Source organism: Bacillus thuringiensis, from assembly GCF_001455345.1.
Lineage (GTDB): Bacteria > Bacillota > Bacilli > Bacillales > Bacillaceae_G > Bacillus_A > Bacillus_A thuringiensis_N.
In genome coordinates, this window is sequence record NZ_CP013274.1 from 4,977,364 (window position 1) to 4,998,970 (window position 21,607).

The window sequence follows — 21,607 nt, forward strand, 5'->3', positions numbered from 1 at the left end:
ATACTACCATTCATCCAAGTCAGTAGTATGCAAGAGGTTATAAGAAATAAACCAGTACCCCCCTTCTCATTTAAATTTTAAATACGAATTGTTGATTGTTCATATAAACAGTTTTGTGAAGAATGCTCCACAATTTCCAATTATGATATTCTTTCCACGTTTGAATTGTTTGTAACCATTTTTTATATACTTTTTGCGTATTCTTTTTACTTTCTTCCATGGAAGCAACAAGAATACGCAGTTTTGTTGTAATTTGGTTTTTTAATAATAATATAATTTCTTGTGGTAATTGTTCTTGCAATTCTAATCCACGTCTTGCGATCGTGAATGCGGCTGCTTCATGAACACTAATACCGAAATTTTTACTGTATTTTAATTTTCCGATCACACTTGTATAAGCGGGGTTTACTGTTTTAACAGAAAATCCGTTACGAAGAGCCATACGAATTAAACTGTTCAACATCTTTTTATACGTAAATTGATGGAAATTACGATTACTGTATTTATCAGTATCATGAGATTGTTGAAACTTTAAATCTTCTAAAACAATTCCACCTACATTGTTTTCCAATAACCATTTTTTAATTTGTTGTACGATTTGTCCAATTATCGTTGCGCGTTTGTTTGTTGAAAATGTATTCAGATTGTGTAGATAAAAAATTTTTGAACCTTTAAAATTACCTTGTTTTGTACATAAACTAACTGCAATGCGGTCCGGATTTACATCAATTCCTGCAATTACATCTGATTGTGGTGTTTCCTTGAAATCTAGTACACGACCTATTTCTGTTTCATCAAACGTAATATTTACATAAAATTCATTTTGTTTACGAATGATTTCCACACTATATTTTTGATGCTCTATAATCGGTTTTCCTTTTGGATTTACACCGATTTGCTTTCCCATAACGCCATTTGTAATTTGATGATAAAAACGATATGGAATCATAATCGGAACTTTGATTCGGGGGCTCTTTGTTTTTCCATTTGTTCGTCCTAATGGATTTGCAATTTCTAACCATCCTTGCCCACAGTCATCAACTGTAATGCGCATGTTCAAATTCCCTTTTTTGCTTTTATCTCCGCGAGAATATAATTGTCGTGTCCGCAAATCTTTCCATTCTTGATTGGATATCTTGTTTTTCATTCTTTCATAGAAATTTTTCCGCCCACCAAAAATAATAGGAGGTAATGTTTTATTTTTAATATGTTTTGCATACGTTTCAATTCTTTGTTCTAATTTTTGTTTTCGTTTTCTTAAACCAATTAAACAAGTTTCTAATGAAACTTGTTTAGGTCTTTTTTTGCCGCGTTCATAATCATCTATTTTTTGTAACGTCTTTTCTAACTTTTTTTGATTGTTTTCTAGGTAAACAGGAAGAAGTTCTTTTTGAGAGAAAAGGATCGTTTGCGCTTGTAAAATCGCATCTTCACAAAAACGTTTATTTAATAAATATTTAGGTTGTAGTTTTTTTATCAATTCTTTCTCGTTTTCGCCCTCAATCAAACGATTAAAACTATATCGTTTTGCACTTTCGAACGTACGGATCAAAGTAATTAAAGCTTCCGTTTGTTCTTTTGTAATAGAATTGATTTTACAAGTACGTGTTGTTTTCATCCTTTTCCCCCTTTTCATCACCTGAAAATATTATAGGTTGAATTCTGTAAAATATAAAACCTGTAATTGTAAATTTTTATAGTTTTTTATAGATTCTTATTTACTGTTATAGCCTCCCATATGAGATTTTCACCTACTTATGGTGCACTAATTCAGTCCAAATTATATTTACGAACTAAACTGAGCTTCGTATAACCTACTATATCCTCCGCCACGTTCAACTAATTCATCATGTGAACCTTGCTCTGCAATACCGTCTTTATTTACAACGACGATGCGATCTGCATTTTTAATCGTTGCAAGTCTATGCGCAATCACTAATGTTGTACGGCCAACTGCTAATTCTGCAAGCGATTTTTGAATTGCTAGTTCCGTCTCTGTATCTAGTGCAGAAGTCGCTTCATCTAAAATTAATATTGGCGGGTTTTTCAAGAACATACGGGCAATCGCTAGACGTTGCTTCTGTCCGCCTGAAAGTTTCACGCCGCGCTCACCGATAACAGTATCTAAACCGTCTGGTTGTGAGTAAATTAGGTCTTCTAGCTGCGCACGTTTTACCGCCTGCCAAATTTCAGCCTCTGACGCCTTTAAATTTCCGTAAGCAATATTTTCACGTATCGTTCCTGAGAATAAGAACACATCTTGCTGCACAATTCCGATTTGCTTACGAAGTGAAGATAACGTCATATCTTTCGTATCAATACCATCAATTTGAATCGATCCAGATGATTGCTCATAAAAACGTGGTAATAAGCTACATAACGTCGTTTTTCCAGCGCCTGATGGTCCAACGAACGCAACCGTTTCACCTGCATGGATTTTCAAACTAATGTCATTTAAAATTGGTTCTTTATTTTCATATCCGAACGTAATGTTGTTATATTGAATATCGCCATGTACATGCTTCACTTCCATTGCATCTTTAGAGTCTACAATATCAGGCTCTGTTTCAAGAAGCTCTACATACCTCTTAAAACCGGCAATCCCTTTCGGATAGCTTTCGATTACCGCATTAATTTTTTCAATTGGGCGGAAGAAAATATTCGTTAATAGAACAAATCCGATAAATCCACCGTACGTTAATTCACCTTGCAGAACAAACCATGTACCGCATATTAAGACGAAGAGCGTTACGAGACGCATGAGCATATAACTAATTGACGAATTTAGCGCCATAATTTTATACGCCATTAATTTCGTTGTACGGAAACGAGCATTATTCACAGCAAATTGCTCTTTCTCAAACTTTTCATTTCCGAATGCTTGTACAACGCGGATACCACCAACGTTATTCTCAATACATGCATTGAAATCAGCAACGTCTGAGAATAAACGTCTAAACGTACCTGTCATTTTTTTGTTGAAGTAAAGTGCTAACCATAATAGGAATGGAATGACGAAGAACGTTAATAGCGCTAACTTCCAGTTGATCATCATCATAAATGAGAATGCCCCAACTAAAGTCATTACAGCGATAAATAAATCTTCTGGCCCGTGGTGAGCAATTTCCCCAATTTCCATTAAATCGTTCGTAAGACGTGAAATTAAATGACCTGTTTTATTATTGTCAAAAAATCTGAATGATAGCTTTTGAATGTGATCAAATAATTTCTGCCTCATATCCGTTTCAATGTTAACACCAAGCATATGTCCCCAATATGTAACGACATATTGCAAGCCTGCATTTAACATATAAACTGCAAGTAAACCGAAACAAGCCCATAAAATAAGCGTCCAGTTTTGTCCTGGCAATAACTTATCAATAAATTGATTTACGATAAGTGGGAATCCAAGTTCTAGTAATCCTGCGATAACTGCGCAAGAAAAGTCGAGTATAAATAAACCTTTGTACGGTTTATAGTAAGAAAAAAATTTACGTAGCATATCTTCCCTCCATTTTCCAAAATTCAAAAGACTCCCTAAATGATAACCATTATCAAATAATTATTCAAGTGATTCGACTACGAAACTAAAATAAGGTTTACGCTAGTTGTCGTTTTTTGCCGGAAAGTCGATATACTTGAATAATCGCCGATATATTTTCAGTTGCGCTGATATATTCCAATAATCGCTGATATAAATTTCATATACTAACTACCGCCCCCTCATACAAAAAAAGAGCATCACCACAAGGTGACACCCTCACTTCTATTACATCGCTTCCGAATCCCACTCATGCTCCTGCTGAACAAACACAACACCTAATTCATGGTGTCCCCCAGCATACAACGCCGTTTGAGCAAGACGAAGCTCACCATTTGTATCTAATACTTCTAATTTACAAAACGCCCCTGTCGTCTTCGTTTGAAGCGCATCATAAAATTCCTCAGCACTTCTTGGAACGACTCCATTTACTTTCGTAATAATTTCTCCAGGTAGTAAATTCAGCTCTGCACCAATTGTATTCGGGATTGTATCTAATACAACGAGCCCATCATTACGTGCAGCGAAGTACGCTGGTCTTGTCTCATCAGAAATTTTTTCTTGCATGGAAATCGTGAAACGCCCAAGCATTGCGACTCCCATCGCGATAATTGCAAATACATGCCACCAATAACTTGCGATTCCTAAAACGAGCACAAGTGCTGCTAAGCCATAGACACGTCTTCCTGTAAATAATAAAGCTTCCGTCGGCTCATAACTTCTGATCCTTCTCATAAATCCAATTAAAAATGGAACGAGGAATAGAGAATATGTATCAGAACCGATTGAAACGACAGGCCACCATGAAATAAACTGCGTTACCGCATCACCTGGTACAAGAATAAAAATAGGAATGATCCATAAACGCTTGGATTCGTGTAAACCAATCTTTAGCCCACGCTTACCCTTCCTAACCTTCGGCGTAGAATATCCTACTGCATTTTTAGAAATCAATAAGCCCTCTACAACGAGCATGACGCCTAGCAAAATAGCAAGAGATACAATCGTACTCTCTTCACCTTCTCCAAGCTGTAAGAAGGAAACTGGTAGCTTAGAAGATAATAGAACGCATACAATTGCGATACTAAATGTATAAGCTGCTGATAAATATCGATACATAGCAGTTAATCCAAATAATAACGTCCAAAGTAAGATGACCCATAAGCTCGCTTTGGAAACAACAAGGCCAAGTCCAATTGTAATAATAGATACAATTAATCCGTATCCAACTCCCGCAAATAGAGATGTTCGCAGTTCAAACCAAATATCATAAACTTTAAAGGAAAAATCCTTTCGTTCTCTTAACATACGTAAGTATCCAACGAAGATACTACTTATTAAAAATACATAGACAGCAGGGTGTAAGAAAAAACGTCCAACTGCCCGCATTATTTCAAAAATCCATGCCTCCACGAACCCATTCACCACCATTTATATCATTCTTTCTTTTTATATTATCATAACTGGACAAACGTTTGTTTAACACAAAAAAATACAGGCAGCAAACTGCCTGTATTTTTTTATTTCGCTATTAATTTTAATGCTGATTGTAATTGTAGATCGTTTTCTCCAGAACGGATTTTTTCAATAATTTTCGTTTGAATCGCCTCAGCTGTCTTTTTATCTAGCTGTCCTGTCGCTTCCATCTCATTCGCATTTTGGAATGCTTTCAGCGCTGATTCTGTCTCTTTACTAAAGTATCCATCTTCACGTCCTGGTACATATCCTAAGCTCTTAAGCATTTCCTGCGCGTGCTTTACTTGTACATCATTTGAATTGTATGAAAGTGTCTTTTCAATTTGAATTGGTGTCGCATGATAATAATCCGGTTGCTTCACTTCTACGGTTGGCGCGATTCCTTTTTTATGAATCCAGTTTCCATCCGGTGTTAACCATTTAAACATCGTTAATTTGATGTTGCTGCCATCTTTAAATGGAACGGCTTGTTGAACAGTACCTTTACCAAACGTTTTTTCACCAATTAAATCGTATCCTTCTCCCTCTTTTAGCGCACCCGCTAAAATCTCTGAAGCAGAAGCACTTCCGTTATCAATTAATACTGAAATTGGATATGATTTTCTCTCTTTCAATTCCGTAGAGAATTTCTTCTTCTCACCATTTCGTTGCTCTACTTGTAGCATCGGCTTTTTATCCGTCATAATTTCCCCTAGTATCTCTTCTACACTATTTAAGTAGCCACCAGGATTACCACGCACGTCAATAACTAAGCCTTTTATGTTTTTCTTCTCTAACTCTTTTAACTGATCCTTAAATTCTTTCGCTGTATTTTCAGCAAAGGAAGTGATTTGCATATAACCGATATCTTTTCCGCTCTCTTGTTTCACAGAACTAAACACTGTGAAGATCGGAATTTTTTCACGCTTAATTTTAAATACAATCGGATCAGCTACTCCTGCACGCTTAATTTCAATCGCGACAGTCGTTCCTTTTTTACCACGAATCTTTAATACTGCTTCTTCACGTGATAAATCTTTCACACTATTTCCATCTACAGATAAAATTTGGTCATTCGGTTTAATTCCAATCTTTTCTGCCGGTGAGCCTTTAATTGGTGATACGATAATAAGCTTACCGTCCGTTTTGTTCACCTCAGCCCCAATCCCCTCTAGCTCAGGATCAAGCGATTCACTAAACTGTTTAGCCGTTTCTTTATCCATATACGTGGAATAAGGGTCCTTCAGCGTAGACAACATACCTTGTATTGCACCTTCGACTAACTTGTCATCCTTCACGTCTTCCACATAACGTGAATCAATTAGTGCATACGCCTCATTAATTTTTGCCAAATTCCCTTGCGCAGTGCTAGCGTTTCCACTCGAAATTGTTTGCGTCACTTCTGCTGGGTTAACCCCAAATAAAGACATACCTGCAAACATTCCGCCAGCACCAATTAAAAATGCAACAACCATTCCAATAATTGCAACTCTACGTTTCAATGCGGAATTCCCCTTTCCAAAACACACAGGTGGTGTAGCAAAAGGCATCACACAGCGTGTGATGCCTTTACCTATTTCTACTATATGATAAGCTTGTACGAATTATGTTTGCAACTTTTTATACTTTTAAGAAACGACGAATTGACATTACACTTCCCCACATACCGATTAAAGCCCCAATTAATACTAGTAAACCAGCTAATTGGAATACGAAAGGACTATATGGTAGAAGCTCGAAAATTGTTCCGCCAAGTTTTTCGTTAAACACACTTTGCAGTGAATTATACGTAACAAGAATTAGACCAATTGGAATAATTGATCCCAATACTCCTAGGAATAATCCCTCTAACAAGAACGGCCAACGAATAAACCAGTTTGTTGCACCTACAAGTTTCATAATTTCGATTTCTGTACTACGAGCATAAATTGTAATTTTAATTGTGTTAGAGATTAAGAACATCGCTGTGAATAAAAGACCAGCAATTAGTGCAATCCCGATATTACGTCCTGTTTTTACAGTATCAAATAATTTTTCAACTTGACCTTTACCGTATTGAACGTTACTTACAAACTGCATTTTTTCAATCTTTTTCGCAATTGTTGCTGTATCTGTTGGTTCTTTTGCTTTTACAATGAATACGTTTTTCAGTGGGTTATCTTGTTCAAATAACTCAAACGCTTTTCCGCTATCGCCTAAGCTTTTAATTAAGGTTTTTAGCTCTTCCTCTTTAGAAGAATATTTAATAGAGTCTACTTTTGCAATCTTACTCATATCATCTTCTAATTTCTTTTGATCAGCTTCTTTTGCTGCTGGATCAATGTGTACACGAATCTCAACATCTTGCTCTACCTTCGTCGCAAAATGGTTCATATTCATAATGGCTGTTAAAAAGACACCTACAAGTAATAATGTAACTGTTACTGCACTAACAGAAGCAAACGTCATCCATCCGTTACGGGATAGATTTTTTACACCTTCTCGCAAATGTCGACTAAGGGTCTTAGCCTTCATATCCGTATCCTCCCTCAATCTCGTCTCGAACAATTTTTCCGCCTTCAATCGCGATTACACGATGACGAATTGTATTTACGATATCTGCATTATGCGTCGCCATAACAATTGTTGTACCGCGCTCATTAATGCGAGTAAAAATCTTCATAATATCTAGAGCTGTTTCAATATCTAAGTTACCTGTTGGCTCATCGGCAATTACAACCTTTGGTCGATTTACAATCGCTCTCGCAATCGCAACACGTTGTTGCTCTCCACCTGAAAGTTCACCTGGAAGTGCGTCTGCACGATCTTCAAGACCTACAAGACCTAAAACTTCTGTTACACGCTCACGAATTGCATCTGGTTCTTCTTCAATTACTTCTAAGGCAAACGCAACATTCTCATATACCGTTAATTTAGGTAGTAATTTAAAATCTTGGAAAATTACGCCTAATTGACGACGGAAATATGGAACATCTCTTTCTGCCAATGTTTCAATGACAAGTCCATTTACATTAATTGATCCTGTAGATGGCTTCTCTTCACGATACATCATTTTAATAAATGTAGATTTTCCGGCTCCACTCGGTCCAACTACGTATACAAACTCACCTTGTTTAATGTTAACTGTGAGACCAGCAATGGCTTTCATACCATTCGGGTACTCCTTATAAACATTCGTCATTTTTATCATTATTTATCACCCAATACTTAATGATTTTTTTCGAAATACTTTTCTGTACATTTGAAAATAAAAGATAGCCTTTTATTCCCGCTTAACCATTCTTGTTGAAGGTAGTCTACTTATACTCTGTTTCTAAGCAATACTACTCTATGTAATATATTTCAGCAAAATTCTACAAACCCCATTGTAACATCAAACGGTTTCCAATTCGGATACATTTTTGTTACAGTTATGTTACATCCCCCAAAAAGGGAAACGAGTTGACTATATGAATCAACTCGTCCATTTTACCCTTCTTATTTATGTTCAGCTAACCATTCAGCTACTTTTTTCGCATCTTCACCTTGAATAAGTCCTGGTGACATTGAACCGCGACCTTTTTTAATAATTTCTTCGATATCTGCAGCGTCGTACTTACCGCCTACCTTTCTCAAATCAGGTCCAGTTGCCCCTGATAAATCTGTTGCGTGACATCCAGCACAACTTCTTTGGAAAATTTGTTCTGCACTGTCTGTACTTGCAGACTGGTTCGAAGACTTACTCTCTTCTTTATTTCCACACGCTCCTAAAGCAAAAACGACTGATGTTCCTAGCGCAATAGCCAACAATTTCTTTTTCACTTCTATCGCTCCCCATTGTTGATATTCTTTTCATTCCTAACACACTCATTTTCATTATAAGCATTATCTTTATATAGAAAAACTAAGGTATATTTCATATTCTTCAAAAATACAGTGAGAACCCCAATAATATAAAGCTTTTATAAGATGTTTCAATTCTGTGAACAACTTATAAACTTCTATAAAGAATCCTTTTTGAACGGGAAATCAGAAAAGTTCTGTATAAAGTATTACTCTATTGCCGCTCTGTTTTACTATTCTCTACTTTTTACAAAACAATATACAACACTGTATACTACATATAATCCCATCAAAAAGAGAAGTTGTCGTTTCCAACTCCTCTTCCTCTGTACCTCATCCATATAAATAAAATAATACTCTTTATATCCTCTATATCCTCAGCATGTGCCAACAATTTTGTTGGCTTTTTTTCGCTTATTAAATGCGAGAACGTAAGTAAGCATCAATAAACGGATCAATTTCTCCATCCATAACTGCTTGCACGTTACCAACCTCTGTATTTGTACGGTGGTCTTTCACAAGAGAATATGGGTGGAATACGTAAGAACGGATTTGGCTACCCCATCCGATTTCTTTTTGCTCTCCACGAATCTCATCTAATTGTGCCTGTTGCTCTTCCAATTTCTTTTGATATAATTTCGCTTTTAACATTTTCATCGCGTGCTCACGGTTTTTAATTTGAGAACGCTCTGACTGACACGTTACAACCGTATTTGTCGGTGTATGCGTAATACGAACTGCTGAATCTGTCGTATTAACGTGCTGTCCACCAGCTCCACTTGCGCGGTACGTATCAATTTTCAAGTCTTCCGTACGCACTTCAATTTCAACTTCATCATTGAATTCAGGTACAACTTCACAAGATACGAACGATGTATGACGACGGCCTGAAGAATCGAATGGTGAAATACGTACAAGACGATGTACACCTTTCTCTGCCTTTAAGTAACCGTAAGCGTTATGACCTTTAATTAATAAAGTAACACTCTTAATACCAGCTTCGTCACCTGGTAAGTAGTCAACTGTTTCAACTTTAAAGCCACGTTTTTCAGCCCAACGTGTGTACATACGTAGTAACATAGAACCCCAGTCCTGTGACTCTGTTCCACCAGCACCTGGGTGTAATTCTAAAATCGCGTTATTTTTATCATACGGATCGCTTAATAATAACTGAAGTTCATACTCATTCATTTCTTGAATTAAGCCTTTTACTTCTGATTCAAGCTCCTCATGTAAATCTTCATCATACTCTTCTTTTAAAAGCTCATGCGTGATTTCTAAGTTTTCGAATGTCTCATCTAACTGACGGAACTTTCCAACCATATCTTTCAGTGCATTTGCTTCGTTAATTACAGCTTGTGCGCCTTGTTGGTCATCCCAAAATCCTGCACCCATCATTTTCTCTTCGAATTCTGCAATTTGTTTCTCCTTAGTAGGGAGGTCAAAGAGACCCCCTAAAAGCCGCTAATCTCTTAGCCATTTTCTCTAATTCCTGTCTAATTTCTACTAATTCCATTTCCTTCACCTCTATGTAATTGCTGTTACTTTCGCATGAAAATAAGGGAAACTCTCTCCACTTATGACGGAGAGAGTTTAATCCTTCTTAATTATACATTTTTGATATAAAAGTTTGCAAAGCGGCCTGAACTACTGCCCTGTATTACTTCCCGATACCACAGCAGTTTTTATATTTTTTACCGCTACCACATTTACATAAATCGTTGCGGCCCACTTGGTCACCTTTTACAACTGGCTTTTTCTTCGCTTCTTCGCCATCGCTAGATGGGTGAACTGCTTCACCTTGAACAACTTCTTGACGCTCTAAGTTTTGTTCAATTTCAGCTTTCATAATGTAACGAGCGATTTCTTCTTCAATAGAAGCAATCATTGATTCGAACATTGCGAATCCTTCCATTTGATATTCACGAAGTGGATCGATTTGACCGTAAGCACGTAAATGAATACCTTCACGAAGGTGATCCATCGCATCAATATGCTCTGTCCATTTCGTATCTACAACACGGAATACAACAACTTTTTCGAACTCACGCATTTGCTCTTCTGGCATAAGCTTTTCTTTGTCATTGTAACGCTCTATTAATTTCGCGATAATCGGCTCACTCATTTCCTCTGGAGCAAGACGACGTAACTCTTCTTCTTTCACATCTCCTTCTTGCAGAAGGTTTGTATTTAAGTAGTCAACAAGACCTTTAATGTTCCAATCTTCTTCAATTTCTTCTTGTGTATGAAGTGCAACCGCACGCTCTACTGTAGATTTCATCATACCTTCAATAATGCCGCGTAAGTTCTCAGACTCCATTACTTCTTGACGCTGTTTGTAAATAACTTCACGTTGCTGACGAAGTACATCATCGTATTGTAGTAACTGCTTACGTGCATCATAGTTATTTCCTTCTACACGTTTTTGCGCAGATTCTACTGCACGAGAAACCATTTTACTTTCGATTGGCTGAGAATCATCCATACCAAGACGATCCATCATTGCTTTCATGTTATCTGAACCGAAGCGGCGCATTAATTCATCTTCCATCGATAAGTAGAACTGCGTAACACCAGGGTCCCCTTGACGACCAGCACGACCACGTAACTGATTATCAATACGACGACTTTCGTGACGCTCTGTACCGATAACTGCTAAACCAACGTTTTTAATATCTTCTCCGAGCTTAATATCCGTACCACGACCCGCCATGTTCGTCGCAATCGTTACAGCGCCTTTCATACCAGCTTCTGCAATGATATCTGCTTCACGCGCATGGTTTTTCGCATTTAAAATGTTATGACGTACACCTTTACGCGTTAACATTTTTGAAATAAGCTCTGATGTTTCAATTGCAACTGTACCGACAAGAACAGGTTGTCCTTGTTTATGACGATTTACAATATCCTCAACAACAGCATTAAATTTACCCTCCATTGATTTGAAGATTAAATCAGCACGGTCATCACGGACAATCGGTTTATTTGTTGGAATTACGATAACGTTCATATTATAAATGCTACGGAATTCTTCTTCCTCTGTTTTAGCTGTACCAGTCATACCAGATAACTTTTCGTACATACGGAAGTAGTTCTGGAACGTAATTGTCGCAAGCGTCATACTTTCATTTTGAATTTCTACGCCTTCTTTTGCCTCGATAGCTTGGTGTAAACCTTCACTATAACGACGACCTTTCATAAGACGACCAGTAAATTGGTCTACAATTACAATTTCGCCTTCTTGTACAACATAATCTGTATCACGATGCATAACAACGTGTGCACGAAGCGCCTGATTAATGTGGTGAAGAAGTGCTACATGTTTTAAATCAAATAAGTTTTCAATATGGAAAGCTTTCTCAGCTTTCGTAATACCATCTTCTGTTAACATTACATTTTTCGTCTTCACATCAAATGAATATTCTTTTTCATTTTCTAATGTACGAACGAATGCATTTGCAAACATGTATAGCTCTGTTGATTTTTGAGCTTGTCCAGAAATAATAAGTGGCGTACGTGCTTCATCGACTAAGATAGAATCGACTTCATCGATAATAGCAAAGTGAAGTGGACGTTGAACGCATTGCTCTTTATATAACACCATGTTGTCACGTAAGTAATCGAATCCAAGCTCGTTATTCGTGCTATACGTAATATCAGCAGCATAAGCCTCTTGTTTCTCTTCTCGTGACATATGGTTTAAGTTAATTCCTACTGTTAAGCCTAGGAACTCATGAAGTTGTCCCATTTCGCTCGCATCACGTTGTGCTAAGTATTCATTGACTGTAACAACGTGAACACCTTTTCCTGTTAACGCATTTAAATATACAGGTAATGTAGATGTTAACGTTTTACCTTCACCCGTTTTCATCTCAGAGATATTCCCTTCATGTAAGGCAATACCACCCATTAACTGTACGCCATACGGACGCATTCCAAGAACACGAGTCGCAGCTTCACGAACAACCGCAAAAGCTTCAGGTAGTAGATCATCTACTGTTTCACCTTTTGTTAGACGTTCTTTAAATTCAAGCGTCTTCCCTTTTAATTGTTCATCAGTTAATGGCTTAATAGATGGCTCTAATGCATCAATTTGCTCAACTGTCTTCTGCATACGTTTAATTTGGCGTTGATTTACATCAAATACCTTTTTTAAAATACCGATCATAGGAAATACGCTCCTCTTTTTATTAAAATAAAACTTCCGATTGTTTTTCTTTTTCTCTATTACAATCAGTCGTTATAAAAATCAAATGTATGTTATGCCAATTTTTCTCCTAATTAAAAAAACTAAAATGTATATACCTAATGATAATTGTAACACTTGTCTTATAACTATGACAACAATCGGCCGAATGTCTCGTTCTAAATTAAGAAAACTTTTTTTGAAAATCTATTTTCAGCAAAAAAAGCGCAGCCATTTCGGCTGCGCTTTTGAATTATTATTTAGTTTCGATTAAACCATATTTCCCATCTTTACGGCCATATACAACATTAGTTTCATTTGTATCAGCATTTGTGAAGACGAAGAAATTATGTCCCAGCATATCCATTTGTAGGATCGCTTCTTCAACGTCCATCGGTTTTAAATCGAATCGTTTTGTACGTACAAGTTCTAGTTCATCCTCTTCTACCTGATCCAGGACAGCTACTGCTTCTGGAAGGATAAAGTTCGTTTTTATAGAACCTTTCTCACGTAACTTACGATTTACTTTTGTTTTATGTTTACGAATTTGTCGCTCAAGTTTATCAACTACTAAATCGATAGCAGCGTACATATCGCTATTAGTTTCTTCTGCACGAAGTAATAAATCAGTAAATGGGATTGTTACCTCGACACGTTGCTTGTCAGAGTATACTTTTAAATTAACTTTAATCTCTGGGAATGTATCAAAATAACGCTCTAACTTACTTAGTTTTTTCTCTACATATTCCTTTAATGCTGGAGTTACTTCAATATTTTCACCACGAATGTTGAATTTCATAGATGAATTCCTCCTTTCAAGCCTATGTACTATAATTTCGACACTGGCTTAAAAACTCCTTCTAACTTTTTAAAAAAAATTAGTGGAATTGCGATTTTTTTATCGTTTTTTGTTGAAATGAAAAGATGCATCGTTTCTATCTTTATTTTATCCTATTAACATCGTGAATAACGAATATAACTGTGGACAATTCGTTACAGAAAAGAAACAACTTTTTGACAACTCAATTCATAACAAAAACCCCTTGCAAAAAACAAGAGGTTCTACATATATATAACGTTGCCACAAACGCAGCTTTCTCTTCCCAAAAACGATATTCCTACAGTTTTACAACATTAGCTGCTTGTGGCCCACGTGCTCCATCTACAATGTCAAATTCAACTTGTTGCCCTTCTTCTAACGACTTATATCCATCTTGTTGAATAGCAGAAAAATGAACAAACACATCATCACCATCTTCACGCTCAATAAACCCAAATCCCTTTTCTGCATTGAACCATTTCACTCTTCCTTGCATGTTCATTCCATTCCCTTCACTCTAAAAATCAGGGCATTCACCCCATGATTTCACTATAACGAATGACAACATACGAAGTCAAAGAAGACTTATCGCCTTTTTATTATCCCTTTCGACAGTTACAGATCAACTTCTACAAAGCGTCAAACTAGAAACTTCTCTTGCTCCTCTATCGTATAAAAGACTTCCAATTTGTCTAACTGTAATTCCTGTCGTATATACATCATCAACAAGTAAAATATGTTGGTCATGAAACATCTCTTCTCCCTGAAAATAAAAAGGATTACTTCCTGAAAGCCTTTCTTTACGCGATTTCTTACTTTGCTTTTCTGTTTCCCTTCTTCTTAATGATGGATAAGAAACTTTGACAGGCAAACAAGTTGCTAATAACTCTGCCTGATTAAAACCACGTTCATATTCCCGTTCCCTACTAAGCGGAACAGCAATAACAGTTGAAACGACCGAAAAATACTTTTGAAATAGCTCCCGAAAAGATCGGTGAAAAATATGAACTAATTCCGCATCCCCCCGAAACTTAAACTGCGCTACTATTTCTTTCATCTCATCATCGTATACGTACAACGAACGATTTTTAAAAGGCCGATACTTCTCATCGCCCCTCCATCTTATACAATCCATGCAAATATCATCTTTTTTAAACAAATTAGAAATATCTTCTAAAGGTCGCCCACACTCCATGCAAATTTCTCCTATTATATAGGAAAGTTTCCGCTCACATCTGTCACATATATATTTTTTATGAGACTTTACGAAAAAGGTACACCAACTAACTGTTTCTAAAATATACGCATCGCAAAGTAGACAATGCATTAATCGATTAGCCCTTGTTCTTTCGCAATTTTGTTCATACGTTGAATATGTTTTTTCGCACGTACCATCGCCTCTGTCTTGCCGTAATGAAAATAAACAACCTCACCATACGGTTCTTCAAAACTACGACCTGCTCGGCCTGCAATTTGTACGAGCGCACTTTCTGAAAAGATTTCTTCTTCCACCCCTAACACAGCCACTTGTAAGTTCTTCACAGTTACTCCCCTTTCTAAAATTGTTGTTGTAACTAATAACGGAATGTCTCCCTGTCTAAAGGATGTCACTTTTTCTTTTCTCATCGGATCTTCTGCATGTACGCCGTCGATTCGATTATCCAATCCTTTCAATAACAGGCTCACATCTTCTATATATCGCACATGAGGAACAAATAAAAAAATAGGATGTTTTTTGTTTAAGTTCATTTTTAGCCATTGTAGTAACACGCGAGGAATTTTTTTATGATGGAGGCTTTTCTTCCAATTTCCGCACCAACTAAATAGAGGAACTGGTAACGGATGACGATGGTATCGTCCTGAAACAATGATACCTTTTTGTTTCCCCCTTCTGAAATTGCGCTTCCACTTTTCATCAGGGGTTGCAGTTAAATAAATACGCGCTGCTTTCTCTTTCATCGCTTGTTGCACTGCATACTGTAACATTTGATCCGCATGATACGGGAAGGCATCAATCTCATCTACAATCATCACATGAAACGCTCTATAGTAACGTAACAGTTGATGAGTCGTTGCAACGACTAACGCTGCATCCTTTTCACGATCTACGCTCCCTCCGTATAAAGCAGCTACATTTATATGTGGAAACACTTCTTGCAATCTTGGTGCTAATTCCAGTACAACATCTGTCCTTGGTGTTGCGATACAAACTCTTTCTCCTTTTTGAAGTGCCTCTGCAATACCGTAAAATAACATTTCTGTTTTTCCAGCCCCGCACACAGCCCAAATAAAAAAAGATTCTTTCTGCTTAACAGCTTCTATAACACCTTGCGCCGCCAACTCCTGACCAGCAGATAGCATTCCTTTCCAATGTAACGGATTCTTACTACACTTACCTTTCCTTTCAGCGATTCCTCGAACAAGTACAGTACATTCACTAACTCTCCCCATCGTTATACACTTCCGGCAATACGTACATACTTTACTGCACCTTTTGCATAAAAATGATGCGAATAGCCGCTGCTCTATATTTCCACACCGCTGACACGTATATTTAGAATCCTTCTTTATTACACCTTGTACACATACGATCTCTCCCTTCTCTTTTAAATCACTTAATTCTCTCCTTAAGTCTGAAGATATTTCTTCTAATAGCAACTGTTTCCCAGCAAACATCCGCAACCACCTCCAGCACTACTATAAACCTTTCTCATCATCTCGTAAAAACGCAAAAAAGCCGATAACCTACTTATAAAATAGTAAGCTATCGACTTTATACACGTTTTTTATTCTTTTATAAATCCTAGAATCTACCGTATCCTAAGAAATGTTTTTGGTTGTAGCTACTGCTTAAGCTAGAGTAAGCAATCCCTTTATCACCAGCATGAATCATTTGGCCATTACCAACGTAAATACCGATGTGAGATGGACCTGGTTTATAAGTACCTTGGAAGAATACTAAATCTCCAGGTTGTGGGCTACTTACTTTAGAAACTGAATTCCAGTAACCTGCAACGTCTTGACGTCCTACACCATAGATGTAAGAAATGAATCCACTACAGTCAAAACCACCGTTTGATGGAGATGCACTTCCCCAAACATATGGCATACCTAAGTATTGTTGTGCTTTACCAATTACGCCAGGAGCTGGAGCTGGGCCTGGTGCCGGTTCTGATTTTTTCTCTTCTTTTTTAGGTGCTTCTTTTTTAGGTTCTTCCTTTTTAGGCTCTTCTTTTTGAGCTTGTCCACCATTGTTTGCTGGTGCAGCTGGTGCAGTTTGCTCTGCTGGTGCTGGCTGAGCTTGCGTAGCTTTAGCAGCTTGCTCTGCTTGTTTTTGAGCAGCAGCTTCTTGTGCCGCTTTCTCTTGTGCTTCTTGTTCAGCAATACGTTGTAATTGTAATGCTTGTTTTTCAAGATCTTTCAATTGACTTTCCGTACTTGTCATTGAAGTCACAACTGTGTCCATTTTACCGCTTAAATCGTTTACTGCTGTTGCTTTTTTCGCTTTTTCAGCATCAAGTTCTTTCTTAGCAGTTTCAATTTGAGCTTGTGCTTCTTTTAATTCTTTTTGCTTTGTTTTTACCGTTTCAACATCTTTTTTCACGTTCGCTTGATCTTCTTGTTGTGTTTTCATGATATCTTCGTCAGACTCAAGAATTTTAGAAACAGAAGTTAAACGATCAACTAAATCTGCAACGTTTTTAGAGTTTACAAGAACTTCTGTTACAACATTTGTGTTTGGTTGTTCTTGAAGTGCAACTAAACGCTTTCTTAATAATTCTTCACGTTTTGCAATTTTCGTTTGTAGTTCTGCAATGTCTTTATTTTTCTTTTCGATTAATTGCTCAGTATCCGCAACTTTTTTCGTTGTTTCATCAAGTTTTGCAGCATTCTCTTGAACAGACTTATCTAAACCTTGAATTGTTTTGTTTAAGTCATTCATTTGTTTTTGTAATTCATCACGTTCTTGTTGTTGTTTATGTAAAGTGTCATTTTGTGTATTAATTTGTGATTTCACGTCAGAAATTTTATCTTCTGCAAATACATTTGGTGTTAGTCCTGAAAACATTAACCCTGCAACTAATGCGCAAGATGCCATTTTTAGCTTTTTCATTTTATTTTTTACACCGCTTTCTTTTTTCTTTTTCCGTATATAACCTATAAAATTTATACCATAATTCGGGATTTTTTTTGCTAATGTTACGCTTTTGTAAAACAAATGTAATATTATATGTAACACTATCGCAAAATATGCATATTTTTGTATGTATGTGTAGAAATTTAAAAGCTTTTTATAAGCAAAGAAAAAACGTAAGGTTTCCCTTACGTTTTGTTAAATATACTAATACGGATGAAATCAAAACGTTATTTCATCCATTTTTCAGCCCAATTTTGGACTTCATCCATAACACTTTCTAACGCTTTTCCCTTGTCCGTTAAACCGTACTCGATTCGAACTGGTACTTCTGGATAAACATTACGAACTACAATGCCTTCGCTTTCCAATTCCTTTAAACGCTCTGACAACATACGATCGCTCATATTCGGTATAATATCTGCGATTTCTCTAAAACGTTTTGACTCTTCAAGCAAAGATTTAATAATTAAGCCAGTCCATTTCTTACTAAGCAAAGTAAAAGCTGACTCAAACTTTGGACATAAACAAGAATTATGCTCCATATGTTTCACCTCTCTTCTATTATAATATAGTTTCTTGTAAAAAGTAAGTTATAAAACTTTCCTCATTATTTTATTTTACGTACATTTTACCATTTCCAAATATTAACTTGTCAACTTCACGTAAAATATCCGTAAAAAAACCCTCTTCCAAAAGAGAGCTTTTTATATCTTTATTACTTCGTATACCATCCAAGACCTAATGCACCTTCACCTAAATGCGTACCAATTACAGCTCCGAAATAACCTGTACGGATTGTAACATGAGGATATTTTTCTTCTAATTCTTTCTTCCATTCAATCGCTTCCTCTTCACGTTGCGCATGAATGATAACTGCTTCCATAGGTACACCTTTACTTGCTTGCTCATCAAAAATTTCGATGATACGTTTTAACGCTTTTTTACGCGTACGGATTTTTTCAAACGGAATAATGATTTTGTCCCTAAAATATAAAACCGGCTTTACTTGTAACAGACTACCGATGAAAGCTTGCGCACTATTTAATCGTCCTCCACGTTGTAAATGGTGTAAATCATCTACTACAAAATAAGCGTCCATCGTTTTCTTCATTTCATCAAAACGGGCGATAATCTCTTTTGGATCCTTCCCTTCGCTTGCTAGCCTTGCACCTTCACGCACATAGAATCCTTGTACTTCACAACTAATTTCAGAGTCGTACGTATATACATCAATACCCTCTACCATTTGTCCAGCTGTCGTTGCCGTTTGATATGTACCACTAATTCCACTTGAAAGATGAATGCTAATAACTGCATCATAATCCTTAGATAATTCTTCATATAGCTCAACAAACTTTCCGATTGCTGGTTGAGAAGTTTTTGGAAGTTCTTCTTGCTCACGTACTTTTACATAAAAATCATCTGCTGAAATTTCAGCTTCTTCTTGATAAGATTCCGTTCCAAATACAACGTTTAATGGAATCATATATATATTGAGTTCATCACGAATATGCTTCGGTATATATGCTGTACTATCAGTAACAATAGCTGTTTTCATTTGCGTACCTGCCTTATAAAAAAGTTTTTATTTCCTAATTTTACACGAAAACTAAAAATGGTGCATCCATACATGAAAATGCCGGTTTGAAATTATACTCATCATCTCGACAAATTACAACAAAAAGGTAAAATACTCACCAAAAATTTCAACTTATTTATAAAAAATGTTTGAATATAAAAACGCCCGCTTTTAAAATGTAAAGTACTAGTCATTTTGATGGATAGGGGCGTATACAAGTGTTATTACAATATTTAACAATAAAAGACTACGGTGAACACGAAATTGTTATTCAAAAATCAAGATTCATCTGTTATGTTAGTCGTGCTACAACCGAAGAAGAGGCTCAAGAATTCATACAAAAAATCAAAAAACAAAACTGGAATGCCACACATAATTGTTCCGCGTATTTGATTGGCGAACAAGATCAAATCCAAAAAGCAAATGATGATGGCGAACCTAGTGGTACAGCTGGTGTACCTATGTTAGAGGTACTAAAAAAACGCGGTTTAAAAGATACCGTCGTTGTCGTTACCCGCTATTTTGGTGGCATCAAACTGGGCGCTGGTGGTTTAATTCGCGCATATGGAAAATGTACAAGCGAAGGCATTAATCATGTCGGTATTGTCGAGCGAAAACTAATGCGTGTTATGCAGACCGAGATTGATTACACATTACTTGGCAAAATTGAAAATGAATTGCGTAATTCAAAATATGCCATTAAAGATATACATTATCTCGAAAATGTCACATTTGATACGTATGTAGAAGAAGATGGAAAACAAGCATTCACAGATTGGATGATTGAATTAACAAATGGGAAATGTACAATTACAGAAGGAGATATGTTGTACTTAGAACAAGATGTTATCTAAGAATAACTATATCATCACCTTTAAATATTAATGTAGTGAATTACTTTCCTACAAATGAACTAAGGAGATTATATATGGAAGAACGTTATTATCATCTCCAAAATAGCAGAATAAAAAAGAAACGAAGAAGAAAGTTTTTCTACTTCCTCATTTTCTTATTTTTATTTGGTAGTGTAGGACTTTATATATTAAATTCCTACTCTTCTCTCATGGGGATGTATAGTGGTTTTACTCGTGAAAAATCGGATTTGAGAACCGCAGATGTAGAAATTACAAAAGAGCCTTTTACAATCCTTATTATGGGTATAGAAGATTATGCAACAGACGGTCAAAACGGTCGTACAGATTCATTAATGTTTGCGACAGTCAATCCAAAAACGCAAAAGATTTCACTTATGAGTATCCCTCGTGATAGTCGTGTTCCAATTGTCGGAAAAAATAAAGAGGACAAAATTAATGCTGCGCATGCTTACGGCGGAGAAGAAATGGCAATCAAAACGGTCGAAGGTTTTCTAAAAGTGCCTGTAGACCATTATCTTAAAATTGATTTCCAAGGCTTTAAAGGTATTGTTGATGCTGTTGGCGGTGTTACTGTTGATGTCCCCTTCGATTTTTGGGAGCGTTCAGACGTGGATTACTACAAAAAAATCGAATTTAAGCAAGGACAACAAGAATTAAATGGTGAAGAAGCACTCGCTTACGTTCGTATGCGAAAGCAAGATCCAAATGGCGATTATGGTCGGGCCGCTAGACAAAGACAATTACTAGCTGCTGTTGCTCAAAAACTAAATTCCACCTCTACTGTATTTAAAATTAAAGATTTGACAGAAGTCGTTGGAAAATATATAAAAACCGACATTCCTATTTCAGATGGCCTTGCTCTTTACAATAAACTCTCTGGGTTTGATCCTTCTACAATGCAAACGTTCAAACTTGAAGGAGAAGACAAAAAAATAGGTGGTATTTATTACTTCCTTCCAGATCCAATCGGTGTTGAGACAGTACGTAACGAAATAAAAAAAGAATTAGGAGAAACAGCAAACTCTCAAGAAAATTCAACAACAAAAACCGAATCAAATCCTTCTTCAAATTCTAACTCTAACGAAAAGGCAAAGAAAGAAACGGGCCAAAATCAGAACAAGACACAAACTGAGCCCCCTCCTTCTACGAATGCTCATGCAGAGTGGATTATGAGAAATCAGCAATAAAAAA

General features: G+C 36.5%; 18 protein-coding genes. 2 read left to right on the forward strand and 16 right to left on the reverse strand.

Features of this window, described 5'->3' with window-relative positions:
* Positions 1–70 precede the first annotated feature (70 nt).
* From ATN06_RS26280 to ATN06_RS26365, 16 genes are all read right to left on the reverse strand, one after another.
* The gene (locus ATN06_RS26280; protein WP_060632869.1) at positions 71–1,618 is read right to left on the reverse strand and encodes an IS200/IS605 family accessory protein TnpB-related protein; all 1,548 of its coding nucleotides are present in this window, start codon (positions 1,616–1,618) and stop codon (positions 71–73) included.
* Between the two features lie 168 nt (positions 1,619–1,786).
* A complete protein-coding gene (locus ATN06_RS26285; protein ID WP_060632870.1) occupies positions 1,787–3,502 on the reverse strand; it encodes an ABC transporter ATP-binding protein in 1,716 nt (571 codons plus the stop codon).
* Positions 3,503–3,769: 267 nt separating this feature from the next.
* Complete coding sequence (locus ATN06_RS26290; protein WP_140350415.1) at positions 3,770–4,954, reverse strand: PDZ domain-containing protein; 1,185 nt, start codon at positions 4,952–4,954, stop codon at positions 3,770–3,772.
* Between the two features lie 107 nt (positions 4,955–5,061).
* Positions 5,062–6,546, reverse strand: coding sequence for a S41 family peptidase (locus tag ATN06_RS26295; protein ID WP_002073557.1), 1,485 nt, complete (start codon positions 6,544–6,546; stop codon positions 5,062–5,064).
* A 70-nt stretch (positions 6,547–6,616) separates the two neighbouring features.
* On the reverse strand, positions 6,617–7,510 hold the full coding sequence (ftsX, locus tag ATN06_RS26300; protein WP_060632872.1) for a permease-like cell division protein FtsX: 894 nt from the start codon (positions 7,508–7,510) through the stop codon (positions 6,617–6,619).
* The gene (gene ftsE / locus ATN06_RS26305; protein WP_088115946.1) at positions 7,500–8,186 is read right to left on the reverse strand and encodes a cell division ATP-binding protein FtsE; all 687 of its coding nucleotides are present in this window, start codon (positions 8,184–8,186) and stop codon (positions 7,500–7,502) included. Before ftsE ends, ftsX begins: the two co-directional genes overlap by 11 nt.
* A gap of 287 nt (positions 8,187–8,473) precedes the next feature.
* Entirely contained in the window at positions 8,474–8,797 is a 324-nt protein-coding gene (cccB, locus tag ATN06_RS26310; RefSeq protein ID WP_000727972.1) for a cytochrome c551, read from the reverse strand.
* A 438-nt stretch (positions 8,798–9,235) separates the two neighbouring features.
* Positions 9,236–10,334, reverse strand: a protein-coding gene (prfB, locus tag ATN06_RS26320; protein ID WP_097950802.1) for a peptide chain release factor 2 whose coding sequence is annotated in 2 segments (ribosomal slippage) — positions 9,236–10,261 and positions 10,263–10,334 — 1,098 coding nt in all. Because the reading frame shifts where the segments join, the coding sequence is not laid out codon by codon here.
* Between the two features lie 144 nt (positions 10,335–10,478).
* The gene (secA, locus tag ATN06_RS26325) at positions 10,479–12,986 is read right to left on the reverse strand and encodes a preprotein translocase subunit SecA (RefSeq protein WP_060632874.1); all 2,508 of its coding nucleotides are present in this window, start codon (positions 12,984–12,986) and stop codon (positions 10,479–10,481) included.
* A 274-nt stretch (positions 12,987–13,260) separates the two neighbouring features.
* Positions 13,261–13,803, reverse strand: a complete 543-nt coding sequence (gene hpf, locus ATN06_RS26330; protein ID WP_060632875.1) for a ribosome hibernation-promoting factor, HPF/YfiA family — start codon at positions 13,801–13,803, stop codon at positions 13,261–13,263.
* 319 nt (positions 13,804–14,122) lie between these two features.
* Positions 14,123–14,320, reverse strand: a complete 198-nt coding sequence (gene cspC / locus ATN06_RS26335; protein WP_001990088.1) for a cold shock protein CspC — start codon at positions 14,318–14,320, stop codon at positions 14,123–14,125.
* Between the two features lie 126 nt (positions 14,321–14,446).
* Positions 14,447–15,151, reverse strand: coding sequence for a ComFC family protein (locus tag ATN06_RS26340; protein ID WP_060632876.1), 705 nt, complete (start codon positions 15,149–15,151; stop codon positions 14,447–14,449).
* Complete coding sequence (comFA, locus tag ATN06_RS26345; RefSeq protein WP_060632877.1) at positions 15,151–16,500, reverse strand: ATP-dependent helicase ComFA; 1,350 nt, start codon at positions 16,498–16,500, stop codon at positions 15,151–15,153. Before comFA ends, ATN06_RS26340 begins: the two co-directional genes overlap by 1 nt.
* Before the next feature lie 127 nt (positions 16,501–16,627).
* Positions 16,628–18,043 (reverse strand): C40 family peptidase, encoded by a 1,416-nt coding sequence (locus tag ATN06_RS26350; protein WP_060632878.1) that lies wholly within the window; start codon positions 18,041–18,043, stop codon positions 16,628–16,630.
* 146 nt (positions 18,044–18,189) lie between these two features.
* The gene (locus ATN06_RS26355) at positions 18,190–18,504 is read right to left on the reverse strand and encodes a winged helix-turn-helix transcriptional regulator (RefSeq protein WP_000400857.1); all 315 of its coding nucleotides are present in this window, start codon (positions 18,502–18,504) and stop codon (positions 18,190–18,192) included.
* 173 nt (positions 18,505–18,677) lie between these two features.
* The gene (locus ATN06_RS26365; protein ID WP_060632879.1) at positions 18,678–19,520 is read right to left on the reverse strand and encodes a DegV family protein; all 843 of its coding nucleotides are present in this window, start codon (positions 19,518–19,520) and stop codon (positions 18,678–18,680) included.
* Between the two features lie 239 nt (positions 19,521–19,759).
* On the opposite strand from ATN06_RS26365, the gene ATN06_RS26370 reads away from it, so the two are divergent.
* Together ATN06_RS26370 and ATN06_RS26375 are read left to right on the forward strand one after the other, a co-directional pair.
* Positions 19,760–20,395 carry a YigZ family protein gene (locus tag ATN06_RS26370; protein ID WP_060632880.1) on the forward strand — a complete coding sequence of 212 codons (636 nt, stop codon included), beginning with the start codon at positions 19,760–19,762 and terminating at the stop codon, positions 20,393–20,395.
* 74 nt (positions 20,396–20,469) lie between these two features.
* On the forward strand, positions 20,470–21,603 hold the full coding sequence (locus ATN06_RS26375) for an LCP family protein (protein WP_060632881.1): 1,134 nt from the start codon (positions 20,470–20,472) through the stop codon (positions 21,601–21,603).
* Positions 21,604–21,607 lie beyond the last annotated feature (4 nt).